Consider the following 13,590-nt stretch of genomic DNA (forward strand, 5'->3'; position numbering starts at 1 on the left):
AACAGCAACAACAAAACTCCATAGAATCTGCACAAACACCATGTAGAATCTTACTAGTCCCTTCTCAATAATTAGGGACGACTGATACATCATTTGTTGTGTTGTGCGATATTTCTCTAAACCAGCCGGTTCTGCTTATTCGATTATGACGCAATATTGGTGTTCTATCTTTAGCCTTAGTTAAGAGAGTCGGCAAAGAAGTTAGAGCACGGCTTCAATGACAGTGACAGCAAATCTTTCTTAACACTCTACAGCTAGCAAAATAAAACAACCTTCGATGTGGACGTTATAGCGTGTCATTACTTAAGTTGCAGTCTGAGTTAAGTCAGTTATCCAGAATTCTTTTAAATCATAATATGGTTTGCAGGAGAATGACGATAATGAGAAGCCCTCCAATAAAAGATGGAAAGTTATTGTTTTTGTGATCTGGCAATTCGTTATTCATAATGTTCAATATAACTCCCCCTATTAAAAAAGAAGCGGCAAAAGCAATAATCAGTTCGTTTGACTGCGTAAGTTGCGTCAACAGCCAGCCGAGGAAGACAGAAACGGCAAGGATCCACCGGCCGGCTTTCGTGTAAAGTTCTTCATGCGTCAAGTGCAAAACTTGATTATTAGCAATGAAGTGAAACGAAAACACAATCAGATATACGATGTAGGCCGGGATATTCCCTCCACTTAGTTCCGGCAGGAGATAGCCGATCAGTCCGTTATATAACGCAAACGCTAGGATATGGAGGGTGAATACCCGGTGGCTTGGCCGGGTTCGGTTCTCTTCCTTTTCGTTTTTATCTTGAGATTTGACGTTTAATTTATCAATACCATAGAAAATGGCGATGCCAAAGAGGGCAATCAAGTATGCAGCAAAATCCAATCTTTCAATTCCAAAAGGCAAACTGGCTTTTCTGATTACTTCCTCATAATGATTCAGTTCTGGAACCAAATGCAGGAATACATAAGCGACTGATCCGCCGGAAAAAACAGACCTAAGAATATTTTGGGACTGCGAACCCAAAAAGCTGACATGCCGTGTAACTATATGGACAATCATGAACCCAACGATTACGAGTAGACTGGGGATAAACAAATACAACACGCCTTCCCTTTTCTCTTATTTGAAATAATAGCTCTCATTATAACCTTTTGACCCATAAGTAGGGCTATTACTGCATTAGCGTTGTTTTAGTGAAAAGGAGGACCCAAGGCAAGAGCAGGACAACAATGGGGACAATAGCAGAACAAGTGATAATCTAAATATTCATAGGCTTCGTTAGACCGGGTAGCTACTTTTCTCAAAATGTAAGGCAAAAATGTATAAGTGAAACACGAAAATTTAACGTACATAGAAGTAAAGGAGTGGTGATCTTGCTGGAAGTATTGCTTTATGATGATTGGTCATTCATAAGCCGAGTTATTCTTATATCCCTGCTCTCTATTCCGTTTCTTCTTATAGTCAAGCAACTCGGAAAAGCCTCAGTTGCTAAGATGAACATAGTTAATGCTATCTCTGGGACTATATATGGGATTGTACTAGCCAGAATGTTTATTACTCCTGATATCTCTATCGCTGCTACAGTCCTGTTATTGTTAGCATTAACCTTACTCCTGTTTGTAGGTGTAAAGTTTAAACGGCACCCTGTTCCACTGCAGTCCTTAGCCAAAGCTGATCCCTCTTTCCTTTATCTTGAGGGAGAATTCAACGAACTGCTTTTGAACCAGAATCAGTTAAAGAAAGAGGATCTTAGACGTGCTATGTACTTACAAGGCCTGGAGTCATTTGAGCAAGTACAGGCTATTTTGCTGGATCCGGATGGCTCAATTTCTGTCGTCAAAAAAGATGCCACCCAAGCATCCGTCCTTTCAAATAAAGTACAAAGAAAGAACCGATAAAAGTGAAATTGTTTATGGTAGCACATATTTTTTCCAAAGCTGCGTTCTGTGCCTTTCAAGAGGCGATTAGTTAGGTCAAGGGAAGTGAATAACGTTGATATACTGCTAATACGAGTTAGAGCCAGTGTGTCCACCTGGTCTCCTCTCCTTCTCTCCTTCCGACTTCTACTACAGATAAAGAATGGACATAAAGCAAGTACTCGTGTGGTAGATTTAAGCAGGAATGACAGCATAGTGCTGCTTGTCTTTTAGATTTTATCGTCCCTTGATAAAAAGATGTCTCGCTAAACCGTAATTAACGTATACAAATTGTGTGAAATATCGATCTCTGTAACCAAAAGACACATTTATTTATAGCAGTTTATTACTTAGATGTTTACTCGGGATTATTCACTTGGAACTCTTGATTACTAAAGTCTCTATGACGTGTTTGACTCTTAAAGCAAAAAGGGATAATAAAGCGTCACAGAGGAGAGGAGATTATATGTCTGTAGTTGCCATTTTGATCGATCGTCATCCCGTATTTAGAACTGCCCTTAAACACCTCCTCCAAACAGATTCCTTCATAAAAGTAGTAGCAGAAGGAGCGACAGAAGATGAAATTCTTGAGCTATATGAAGAGTATCAACCTGATATAGCGATTATAGAACCTGGTTTAATCCAAGAGGGTGGCTTTGCACCAATCAAGGATTTGCTGAAGATGTATCCAAATGCACGAGTTGTTGTGCTAACCACGCGCATAGACCCTGAAGCAGTTAAAAAAGCACTACAAGCTGGAGCAGTTGGTTATCTACTAAAAGATATGAATGCAGGAAGTATCCGCCAAGCATTGGGGGCCATCATTCAGGGCCACTCTTACATCCATCCAATCGTTTTGCCCTGCTTGCTTGCAGAATATCGGCGATTAAGTACAACTGAACAACAGAGTTCGTTTTACCAACCGTTTATCAGACGGCCCTATCACCTGCTCACTAAGCGGGAAATTGAAATTCTGCAGTTACTCGCTGAAGGTCTCAGTAACCAAGCAATCGCAGATCAGCTGTTTATCTCTGAAAAGACAGTCAAAAATCATGTATCCCGCGTCTTGGATGGATTACATGTGCGGGATCGTACCCAAGCAGTCGTAGCAGCTATCAAGAATGGATGGGTAGAAATTTAATCACTTGTTTTCAGGCTTTAATTAACAGTGGTGGCTCTCACGCTTCCATACCCAATAATTAAAGGGGGATAGAGAATGGAAGCTATCGGAAAAAAAATTAGAGCACTCCGAGGACAGCAGAACTTATCTGATGAGGAATTTGCTGAAAAAATCGGTATTGCAAAAAGTGCTGTTTGGGCATACGAAGGCGGAAAAAAGTTAATCACAGTACCACATCTCACAAAGATAGCAGATTTTTTCGGTGTTTCCACTGACTTCCTGCTTAACCGTTCAACGAGTAAAGTAAAGCTTGATCTACAAAATAAGAAAGGGTTGAGTGGTTATATATTCGTCATCGATAACCGGCCGATGAATGAAGATGAAATAGCAGATGTAGCAGCTTATATCCGTACAAGACGGCGTATGGGCAACGACTGAAACTTGTAAATGATACCAAGCGAACGCACCAGAGCGGTTACAATCACTTGGATTAATTTTATTTGCACAATAGACGAGAATCTTTTTTTAGCGGCTAGCAGCAGATTCAGGACTAACGGGGAATGTTGTGAGCTCTTCAATTAAGCAAAAGCTAGTAAAAACAGTGATGAAATCGTATAATTCTCTTGGACTTTAAAATGTAAGTTAAAGAGTAAGCCAGAAAAGAAACATGATAAATGCAAAAACAAGTAAGCCAACAGAAGATGAAATGCAACCGCGGGAATTGTTCAGTAACGGTTCACTAACTATAGAAGCGAATGGGGTTTTAGAATTTGTGCGGATTTACAGGTTTTATTGGGAATACAGGAAACACGCCAGCTGTACTGGAGCAAATGATGGACAGAATCATACACCGCGGTCCGGATTCATCGGGCACGTTTATTGAAGATGAAGCAGCACTCGGTTTTCGCCGCCTGAGTATCATTGACCTCGAGGCAGGGCATCAACCGTTATATAATGAAGACGAATCCTCCGTCCTGATCTTCAACGGAGAAATCTACAATTTTATGCAGTTGCGGGAAGAATTGATCGGGAAAGGCCATGTTTTCACTACGCATACAGACAGTGAAGTGCTGATCCATGGCTACGAGGAGTATGGTGAAGAGCTCGTAAAGAAACTGCGGGGAATGTTTGCTTTCGTGATCTGGGACCGCAAAGAGAAGAAGCTGTTCGCGGCCCGGGATATGTTCGGCATCAAGCCGTTCTATTATGCGCAGATGAATGGAACTCTGTTGTTCGGCTCGGAGATCAAAAGCTTTTTGCCGCATCCTCATTTCATCAAAGAGCTAAACGAACAGGCCCTGAAGCCTTATTTGACGTTCCAGTTCCCAGTGCTGAACGAGACATTCTTTAAGGGTGTGTTCAAGCTCCCGGCCGCTCATTCCATGACTTATCAGAACGGTGAACTGTCGATTCAGCGCTACTGGTCGCCGGAATTCCAGCCGGAAGCACAACCATTGGAAGAGCTGGTGGAAGAGATCGATCAAGTCGTCCGTGAATCCATTCAGGCTCATCGGATCAGTGATGTAAAAGTCGGTTCCTTTTTATCAAGTGGTGTCGACTCCAGTTATGTCGCATCCGTGCTTCGTCCGAATAAAACCTTCACCGTCGGATTCAGTGACCAGAATTTCTCGGAAATCGACAATGCGAAAGCGTTATCGGATGAACTAGGGATCGAAAATGTAAATGAAGTGCTGGATCCGGATGCCTGCTTTGAAAAGCTGGATGAAATCCAGTATATGATGGATGAGCCACATTCTAATCCATCGATTGTACCATTGTATTTTCTGGCTGAGTTAGCGAGAAAAGATGTAACAGTCGTACTGTCCGGGGAAGGAGCAGATGAATTATTCGGCGGTTATGCGGAATATGATACAACGCCTGCCCTTAAAAAATACAAGCAGCTTCCGGCCATTTTCCGGAAACCGCTTGGCAGTGTGGCACGTATACTTCCGGAAGTCCGCGGGAAAAACTTTATGGTCAAAGGCGGACGCCCGGCAGAGGACTGGTTCATCGGCCAGGCAAAAATCTTCCAGGAAAGAGAAGCCGCATCGCTTCTGAAAGCGCCATATAAAAAAGGGCCTTCTGTGAAAGAAATTGTCCGTCCGTATTATGATGAAGTCAAACACGAAGATGACATCACCAAAATGCAGTACCTCGACCTGCACCTTTGGCTTGTGGACGATATCTTATTAAAAGCGGATAAAATGAGCATGGCTCATTCCATTGAATTACGGGTTCCATTTCTGGACCGGGAAGTCATGGGTGCAGCGGCGAAAGTGCCTTCAAACTACAGAGTGAATGATATTGATACAAAGTACGCGTTTCGTCTGGCTGCAGGACGGGCACTGCCGGAAGAATCCGCGAACCGGAAAAAAATTGGATTTCCTGTGCCGATCCGTCACTGGATTCGGGATGAGAAATACTATATACAAATCCGAGAAACTTTTAGTCGCCCCGAAACAGCGGAATTTTTTGATCAAAAGGAAATCCTGAAGTTACTCCAGGACCACTATGAACAAAAAGCTAACAATGCACGAAAAATATGGACAGTCTTCATGTTCCTTGTCTGGTATAAAAAGTATTTCAGTTAATAGAAGGAGCAGGTGTATCTTTCCTACACCTGCTTTTTTGCTTTTATGCAAGATACAGAGTCTAAGGAGATTAATGGGACTGATGGACATCACTAACTTAATTTATGTGACCGCTATATCTACGGTTACATGAATTAAGAACACAACTACATTTATTTTCACCTTGTTGTTACATGTCGACTCTGCAGCACTCAAATTGATTCGGTCTTTACTCTCTTTTTTATAGACTTTTAGAACAACGGAACAGCTATGGAAAGCCATAGTGTGCAGAAAAACATGTATTTATACTAATCTTCTGAGCTACCCAGCATAGCTACTGGATTCTTGACTGTATCTATGTTAATAGGTTGTTTCTGTAGAACCTGGTACCTCACCGGTTCAGTCTAAGGAAATCTAAAAATGCAAGCCAGCTCTCAAAAAACCCTAGTTAGTTTCTGTCTCTGACATATGCACATGGAGTTTTACTTTAAACTATTTATTCAGTCCCGTGACCTCTTCATGTTCCAGTGTAACTACCGTTACTTCCGGCCGATTATTGATTCGCAACGGGAAGCTACTGTTGCCCAGTCCTCGAGTGATGACAAGCCTGATATCACCAAATTCATGTACACCCTCTGTAAGTTCTGGAAAGAAGCCCTGGCCTGGTGCAAATAGTCCCCCGATGCCCGGAATACGGATTTGCCCACCATGTGCGTGACCTGCAAATACCAAATCCGCTGGTGTTTCAGCATATTCTTCAATCATTTCTGGTCGATGCGTGAGAAGGAATGTGAAATCATCCGTGAATGGGACTTCTTCGAGGGATTCTCGTGTATAATCTCTTGCCCTTTTCGAATATTCTATCTCCTGATTCCGAAAATTGACGTCGATTAAAGGATCATAGGTACTAATATCCATTAGTGGATCATGGATGCCAGCAATGTAGACTGTCTCCCCCTCCCGATTCCATTTCGCTTTTTCATTCTCTAATATCGTGATTTCAGTTCTTTTAAGTGCAGATAAGACTTCTTCAGCACGATCCTTGGAAATTTCTTGATTACCAGTCACAAAGTAGACATCTGAAATTTCACTAAGACCGTTTAATAAAGTTAAAACAGGTTCTAATTTAAACCGGTCGGCGTCCACTAAATCACCGGTTATAAAAATCGCATCTGGCTCTGCCGCTGCTACTTTTTCTAAAACCGGTAACTGTTTTTTACCAAATGACGTCCTTTGCAAATCTGAAAGATGCACGATACGCACACCATCAAACGCTGCCGGCATGTCGGAAGAATTAATTGTATATTCCGAGACAACAATCCATTTATTATTAATCCAGATAAACAAGAAGATTCCTATGAGTAAAAGTCCTAAAATGAATAACCTTTTTCGCAAAATCTTTCTCTCCTTTTGCAAGAGTATTATTCAATTAAACATAAACCCTTTAGGTTAAAATCTTGTTAAATCTTGGGCAAGTAAAGTAAAGCAGTATAAAAAGATTCTACTACCTTACTTCACACTAAACGTTCGTAAGAGTATAACTCTTACAGACAAAAAGCAAGAGAAATGCTAACGTGTTAGCGTTTCTCTCCCTCTCTATATCAAGGATAAATTATTTTTTACTTCCGATAAGTGTTGATATGTTAACTAGTTAACCCCAAACACTTCTCATATTATTTGCTCAAGATATTTTACGCTCTCTGCTTTCTTTTTGACCAACAAACTGGCCAGCCTCATATATTTAAATTTCTATAATAATTTTATTCATAGCCAATTTTAAAAGTCTGTCCGTTGTAATCTTCACAAATCCATTCCCATTGCCTTACAACTTTCTCCAGATCTAGATTAACAAGTGGATTCTGAATATATTCAAACACAAGGTTCTCGGAGTCTTCATATATAATGCAAACAAAATAATTCTCGCCGTGAATGTGTGCAGATGTATATTCATTATTTGTCATTGATATTTTTGTGCCACGAGCTTTCACAAATTTAACTTCGATATATCTCTCAATGCCCTCTGGAGTCACACTTAATACATCATATCCTAGATTTTGCTTACTCACATCTTTAGCTTCGTTCCCCTGCATCTCTTCAAATTCTATGCATTGTTTTTCCGCTGCTCTCCAGCGAGAAACTACTCGTTTTTTAGGTTCGCTGGTTAAACCTTTTTTCGAAGCATCAAATTGGCTAGTCGAATCATTCATTAAACCACTTGAAACAGATTTTATGCCTTCTTCTTGTAATTCGTTATTTTCTACACCAAAAAGCTCTTGAAGCCATTTAACTTCCCCAGAAACTAAATGCTTTTCTAACTTTCTAACAAACTCAGCTAGAGTACTTTTGTTACTATCAACCATTCGAAGCACTTTACCATCACTCTGTACTATACAGTTGTTTAAATCGAACTTTTCATGCGTAATCAAAGATTTGTTTCTAACTTGCTTTAACACATTTGCATACGTCTTCACTAAAAGTGGATCTGGCAATGCCCTCACGAAAGCTTCATTTGATAACATTTTTATCCATTCATCGATTGAATATGTCTCTTTTGCAAAATCTTTGAGATACGTATCTAACACACTTAAAGCGTTTCCATCGACTATTGGTAGTGTCTCTTTTAATGGAGTATTTTGGCGAATCCAATTCCATTCCGAATCATCAAGGAAACTAGCTTTTTTAATGTAGTCACTTGGCGCAATTAGACTTCTATTCTTCATCATAATCCAGTTAGATTTTATTAAAGCTAAAAACTGTTGCTCAAAGTAACGAGGAATTTTTGCAAATGTATTTTTCTGTCTTAAAATTTCTAAAAGATCAATTAAATTACTATCCTGATAATTAACTGCTTTCTTAAGTTTTTCAAACAATATAAATGCGCTATCTTTGATAGCATTTTCTGTTCGAATATCTAGCGTAATATGCTTTCTACTCGGATCTGTTGAGAAGTCACTATTTATCTTGAACAAATAAGGACTCGGTTCATATGTAGGCAAATAGCAATGAAACACTGCTTGCTCTTTTAGACATGGGGTGATCTCTCCATTGGAATTTAAAGCAAAGGCAATTTGTGCATTTTCTCCCTCTACTACTTGCCATAAATAACGTTTCCCATTAAATTGAATCGATACATTTTCTTTAACCTTTTCTATTTCGCTGTTCATCTTATAATTAGCTACATCGATATTTACATTTCTAATATTACGCAAAAACAGAAAGTAGTCTGCATCAATTAAATCTACTTCTTGGAGTAAAATCTCTTTTCTAGCTTTATAAAAGACAAAGATTGTAGTAAATCCTTTTCTCTTGAGATCCACAAGAGTTTCTTGAATCTCATCTTCTACGGAATCTACAAGAAAAGGTATTCGGATAGTGGGGACTTGTTTTTCATCTTTAACTTCTAAGTTTATAGCAGCTAAAGATTTAGAGAATGAAAAAGTACATTCGTTCGAATGAATATAAATAGTATTCGATAAATGGGTTGTACTTTTGAACCCCACACCCCTATATCCTATCGTTTCTCCTCTTTTTTTCTCACTTGCTCCTGATCTACAAATACTTTTGACGTCAATTTCATCAAAAGGCTTTCCATTGTTGGCTATAAACACATGCCCATTTCTTTCAGTAATATAAAAGGTTGTCGCTCTTGCATCATCAGCATTTTGGAGCATTTCAATAAAGACTCGCTCTCCGTAACTTTCAGCCATATACGTTTCCATTGCAGCCATATCCGAAAAAAGTTGTGGTGAGTTCTTTGCTTCTAGAAGAAACTCATCACTAAATTTATGAATTACTTGTTCCAAAGAATTATACATAATCAATCAACGTCACATTTAAGCGCGCTTTTTGTTCTTTGTTAGTGATTGTTTTAACCCATTTTAATAATACAGAACTTCCATCACTCGCTAGTGCTACTTTCTGGTCATGTTCATCACGGTCATCCCAGTCTTCATCAAAATCATTAATATCTTTAAATTCTTCTACAAATGCTTCACAAATATCCTCAAGATAAGAGGCGAAACTATTTTCTTTATATCGATTTAAATTCAGTAATTCTAATGATTTATCTGCCATTTCAATTTCCCCGAATTTAATCATGTCGAAAATTCCATAGTAATAAATTGAATCCGATATACCGTAACATGCTTCTAAAATGTGTTGATTATCTTTTAAAATAGTATGGACTTTTTCTACTCCAACTTTTTTTTCTAAATCAAACATTAAGCCATTGGTAAAACGAAATCCTCTACTCTTCAAATTTGATTCAGGATGATTTATAAGATAGCTCCACATCTCGACAGCCAAATCTAAGTTCTTCGCTGCAATTTTAACTACTATTTCCGCTAATTTTGATCTATTGTTTTCTATGTTTTCTTTTAGAACTTCAAAACTTTCCACTAAGATCATTTCCTTACTATTGTTGGTGTTGTATGCCATCTAAATCCTCACCTTTTCCAATGAATTTATTTGTATTAAGCCCAGACTGCTTTACTACATACTAGTGTTCAATTTAATTTTAATAAAAATTCCAAAGTTGTTATATGTAAACTTGCGAAGAAGAGTGACGGTCTAAAAATTCGTTGCTATTCCTAAGAACCAGATTTTCGACCCCTGTTTTAATAAAATCCAAATAAATGTACTGAGTTATTTAAGTCAATTGCTTTCTCAACCTTATTTCTAAACGAACTGTCTTTAATATTTAAAGTATCGATAATTTTTAGCATATTATAAGGTTTTGCAAGACTTCTAACATAATCATCTACACTTGAACCTTTATGTGACTGATAAAAAGAAGATAAGCTACGATGTTCAACACCTATGTCTTTTGCTAATGTCCAAGCTGCTTTTTTATTTTTAGCAGAAACAAAGTAATCAAGCCAATTCTGCATGTAATACTCTTCAAAATAAGGCTTTATTTCTAAAAGTAGTTCTTTCAAACGTGCTGTATCTTCAGTTTGCTTCTTTTCCCTTGCAGCTCTAGCGACCCTTTCTTTTTCAGCGCATGTAGGACAATTTATGATTACATGTTCTCTATATCTGTTCCAGTCATCCATTTCATTTACTTCTGTATAAGTACTTTCACCGCAATTGCAAGGGTAATCTCTACGAGACATTTCTTCCCAGCTCATTTCTTTAACTCCCCTTTTTTTCGATTTATTTAATTCCCCCTTTGTCTGCTGCCAGGGGAAGACCTTACTAGAAAATTAATTTATCTACTTTTTCAGATGCAACTGCGCGTGCCGAAATGTATTTCACATAAGCCAAAAGCTTATCAACAAAGTAAATAGCTTCATCATAGCTAATTTCACTAATATCAAAATTGCCGTGCCTTATATCTTTGAACTTGTTATGAAACATTTTCCAAAGGATTAACCCATCTTTCACAATAAAACCCTGCCCCCATTTTTCATTATCAGCGCGCATTCTTTCATCTGCTTGTTCAACGTCTTTAGCGTTAGTTAAATGCTTCATCAAAGCCTCCATTGCAGATAAACAATCTCTAATAGCATCTTTTCTTGGTCTTAATTCATGCGCTCTATTTAGCTGTTCTTTTGCTTGCTTAATATGTTGAGCTGTTTGCTCGCATAATTCTGTTGTACTTAAAATAACTTCTTCAATGTCTATAGACATATCAATAGCAGGGTTTACACATCTCCAGGGTTTTTCTGGATCATTGGTCAATCGATAACCAAAGTTGTGTTCTTCAAAAATATCATTGAGGTCTTTCATAGGATTAAGAAAAAAAATTTCCAAGTCTAAAATGCAATCCATAAATTTATGAAATTTGATATCCACAAAATCAAGAATTTGTTCTTCAAAATCTCTAATAATAAAATTCCAGCCCCAATGTTTAGTTTTATCATTGTTTGTATGTCCAGACACTATATCTGCCATATTTCGTAACGTTCCATCTAAATATAATCCCTTACGAACTTGGGCGGTTTCTCTTAAAAGTTTGGGCATCTTATGAGACAATTCTTTCAATAAGTTGTAATTTGCCTTGTTCATTAAAAAATCGTTGTTTGAGAAATTTTGATAGTTTGGAAACTGATCTTTAAATTTTACGCTCATGATTTTTCTCCTTCTATACTATGTTCATTGTATTCTTGAATCTTTTCTGGAATTTTTGTTATCTTCAATTCTTTGAATCTACTATCACTCCTTCATCAAGCAGTTTCAGTTATCTTACACAGTATTATATTGATTGTACCAAAAACTTACATTTATTAAATTAAAGTAACTACTTAGGTTCTTAAAAAGAGAAACGTCCCTGGTTCACCAAAATGAGTGATTCAAGGAGGTTCTTCCCTTGTTTTCGGACAGTGGAAATGAACCCGCGTATCCGGGCGAATTGAATAGCCCCTTTTTCCGTGCGGAAAGGGCCGGAAACCTTTGATTTGACCTTCATCATCCGCACGTCCCGTTCAGCCTGGTTGTTGTCGAAAGGAACTTGCCCATCCCGAAGAAACCGCAGGATATCGGCCTTGTACAGAACGAACCGCTCGGCAAGATTCGCTGACTTGGTCTTCTTGTGCTTTCCGCGCTCACCGGGGTTTTTCGGAGGCGGCGGCACCCGCCATTCACCGGCTCCGTTTTCCAGAATCTCATCATACCTGAATTCAATCGCGCCGGCTGATTCTTCCGGGACCGGCCTTCCGGCCTCTGTGGCCTGTTTCTTCACCGCCAGTGCTTCCCGCAGGAGAGTCTGCATCTCAGCTGCCCACCGATGCCCATCGTATTCAGTGATCCCTTCACATTCCCGGATCAGATGGGAACCGCACAGGGCATGCGCTGCCTTGTAGGCCGGATTGAAGTAGGAGGCCCAGAAATCGTGGACCACCGTCCCCTTATAAGCGGTGAGGAAACCGAAATCATCGAACGCTTCTTTCCCTCTTTTGGGATGGATGTGATAAAGCGTCCAGCATGCATTCGAAATGAGATGGAGCCAGTTCCTGCGGCCGTCGGACGACATCCCGGTCTCGTCCGCATGAACGACAGGACTGTCCAGCAGGCGAACCCGGATTGTCTGCTCATGCGGTTCCAGCCGGTCCGAGAGCTTTTCGAGGCTTGCAAGGAGAGTGCCTTCGCTCGGGCGGTGGCCCGTGAGATCATTGAACAGCTGGCAGATCCGTTCCAGCGGGAGGTGCTGGTACATATTCAGGTAAGCGGTCCAGGCCTGCACGCCATCCCCATACTGGACAGGCGCTTTCACTTCCTGCGGAAACGATCCGTACTCCTCGTGCCGGCAGTTCGGACAGCGCTTGGCAGCCGCCTGATGCTCGGTATAGATTAAGCGGGGGACCGGCAGGTCCAATACTTGTCTCTTTTTGCAGCTATGGACAGGGACTTCTCCTAGCAGATAACTGCAGTGTGTACAGATTTCCGGCTCATGGACGATCACTTCGTCCGGTGTTGCACTCATCTTCAGCGTATGCCCTTTATGTCCGTTCGGGGCTCCATGTTTGCCGCCCGGCTTCCGAAGGCTTTTCGGTTTCCGGAAACCATCGGAAGATGGCGGTTTACTGCTGTTGCGGCTGTTTGTGCCAAGCTGCCGCTCGAGATCCTGTACCCGGGTTTCCAGTTGGTCGATTTTCGTCTCCAGTTTTTCAATGTATGTACAAAGACCCGTCAGGACCTTCTCGATCTCCTCGGGCGTACTGTGACTGATTGCTTTGATCTCTTCCGGGCTGAGCTTCATGATTGGCACCCCGCTTTCAATAAGTGAAATTGGGAATCGATACCCGCTGCACAGAAAGTTAAACTTGAGGCATACCTAAGTAGTTACAAATTAAAATAAATAAACTTTATAAAGTAGAACCGTTCGTAAAAGTACACGTTTACGAACGGGTTGAAAAGGACTGAAAATGACTAATAAGAGAGTTCGTAAACGTGGAAAAATAGTTTGTGAACGTTCGCAATTTTTCACCTACTTTTATGAACGGAAACGGTATAGTGAAAGGGCGAAGACGTCTCAAGTAGAATGGAAATGCC

The 13,590-nt window shown here is 40.0% G+C and carries 11 protein-coding genes; 4 read left to right on the forward strand and 7 right to left on the reverse strand.

All coding sequences use genetic code 11. The annotated features are described in order from the left end of the window. Nucleotides 1-349: 349 nt before the first annotated feature. Nucleotides 350-874, reverse strand: coding sequence for a hypothetical protein (locus B0X71_RS19145; RefSeq protein ID WP_232336887.1), 525 nt, complete (start codon nucleotides 872-874; stop codon nucleotides 350-352). 491 nt (nucleotides 875-1,365) lie between these two features. On the opposite strand from B0X71_RS19145, the gene B0X71_RS19150 reads away from it, so the two are divergent. From B0X71_RS19150 to asnB, 4 genes are all read left to right on the forward strand, one after another. After that, nucleotides 1,366-1,890 (forward strand): YetF domain-containing protein, encoded by a 525-nt coding sequence (locus B0X71_RS19150; RefSeq protein ID WP_077591165.1) that lies wholly within the window; start codon nucleotides 1,366-1,368, stop codon nucleotides 1,888-1,890. 484 nt (nucleotides 1,891-2,374) lie between these two features. After that, nucleotides 2,375-3,049, forward strand: coding sequence for a LuxR C-terminal-related transcriptional regulator (locus B0X71_RS19155; protein WP_198038776.1), 675 nt, complete (start codon nucleotides 2,375-2,377; stop codon nucleotides 3,047-3,049). A 75-nt stretch (nucleotides 3,050-3,124) separates the two neighbouring features. Further along, a complete protein-coding gene (locus B0X71_RS19160) occupies nucleotides 3,125-3,466 on the forward strand; it encodes a helix-turn-helix domain-containing protein (protein ID WP_077591167.1) in 342 nt (113 codons plus the stop codon). Nucleotides 3,467-3,798: 332 nt separating this feature from the next. Then, nucleotides 3,799-5,619 (forward strand): asparagine synthase (glutamine-hydrolyzing), encoded by a 1,821-nt coding sequence (gene asnB / locus B0X71_RS19165; RefSeq protein ID WP_077591168.1) that lies wholly within the window; start codon nucleotides 3,799-3,801, stop codon nucleotides 5,617-5,619. 471 nt (nucleotides 5,620-6,090) lie between these two features. On the opposite strand, the gene B0X71_RS19170 is transcribed toward asnB, so the two are convergent. The 6 genes from B0X71_RS19170 to tnpC all read right to left on the reverse strand — a co-directional run bounded on the left by B0X71_RS19170 (nucleotide 6,091) and on the right by tnpC (nucleotide 13,297). Continuing rightward, nucleotides 6,091-6,993, reverse strand: a complete 903-nt coding sequence (locus B0X71_RS19170) for a metallophosphoesterase (RefSeq protein ID WP_077591169.1) — start codon at nucleotides 6,991-6,993, stop codon at nucleotides 6,091-6,093. Nucleotides 6,994-7,358: 365 nt separating this feature from the next. Beyond that, nucleotides 7,359-9,413 carry a protein NO VEIN domain-containing protein gene (locus tag B0X71_RS19175; RefSeq protein WP_077591170.1) on the reverse strand — a complete coding sequence of 685 codons (2,055 nt, stop codon included), beginning with the start codon at nucleotides 9,411-9,413 and terminating at the stop codon, nucleotides 7,359-7,361. Beyond that, nucleotides 9,406-10,035 carry a hypothetical protein gene (locus B0X71_RS19180; protein WP_077591171.1) on the reverse strand — a complete coding sequence of 210 codons (630 nt, stop codon included), beginning with the start codon at nucleotides 10,033-10,035 and terminating at the stop codon, nucleotides 9,406-9,408. The genes B0X71_RS19175 and B0X71_RS19180 overlap by 8 nt, the downstream gene beginning before the upstream one ends. 179 nt (nucleotides 10,036-10,214) lie before the next feature. Then, the gene (locus B0X71_RS19185) at nucleotides 10,215-10,727 is read right to left on the reverse strand and encodes a hypothetical protein (RefSeq protein ID WP_077591172.1); all 513 of its coding nucleotides are present in this window, start codon (nucleotides 10,725-10,727) and stop codon (nucleotides 10,215-10,217) included. A 67-nt stretch (nucleotides 10,728-10,794) separates the two neighbouring features. Continuing rightward, on the reverse strand, nucleotides 10,795-11,670 hold the full coding sequence (locus B0X71_RS21290) for a hypothetical protein (RefSeq protein WP_198038777.1): 876 nt from the start codon (nucleotides 11,668-11,670) through the stop codon (nucleotides 10,795-10,797). Nucleotides 11,671-11,851: 181 nt separating this feature from the next. Continuing rightward, entirely contained in the window at nucleotides 11,852-13,297 is a 1,446-nt protein-coding gene (gene tnpC / locus B0X71_RS19195) for an IS66 family transposase (protein WP_077590740.1), read from the reverse strand. Between the last annotated feature and the right edge of the window lie 293 nt (nucleotides 13,298-13,590).

This window comes from Planococcus lenghuensis (assembly GCF_001999905.1).
Lineage (GTDB): Bacteria > Bacillota > Bacilli > Bacillales_A > Planococcaceae > Indiicoccus > Indiicoccus lenghuensis.

Excerpts from the sequence above, each read along its gene's own strand:
- B0X71_RS19155 (WP_198038776.1), top strand. The coding sequence starts at position 2,375 with ATGTCTGTAGTTGCCATTTTGATCGATCGTCATCCCGTATTTAGAACT.
- B0X71_RS21290 (WP_198038777.1), bottom strand. The coding sequence starts at position 11,670 with ATGAGCGTAAAATTTAAAGATCAGTTTCCAAACTATCAAAATTTCTCA.
- B0X71_RS19160 (WP_077591167.1), top strand. The coding sequence starts at position 3,125 with ATGGAAGCTATCGGAAAAAAAATTAGAGCACTCCGAGGACAGCAGAAC.
- tnpC (WP_077590740.1), bottom strand. The coding sequence starts at position 13,297 with ATGAAGCTCAGCCCGGAAGAGATCAAAGCAATCAGTCACAGTACGCCC.
- B0X71_RS19185 (WP_077591172.1), bottom strand. The coding sequence starts at position 10,727 with ATGAGCTGGGAAGAAATGTCTCGTAGAGATTACCCTTGCAATTGCGGT.
- B0X71_RS19175 (WP_077591170.1), bottom strand. The coding sequence starts at position 9,413 with ATGTATAATTCTTTGGAACAAGTAATTCATAAATTTAGTGATGAGTTT.
- B0X71_RS19180 (WP_077591171.1), bottom strand. The coding sequence starts at position 10,035 with ATGGCATACAACACCAACAATAGTAAGGAAATGATCTTAGTGGAAAGT.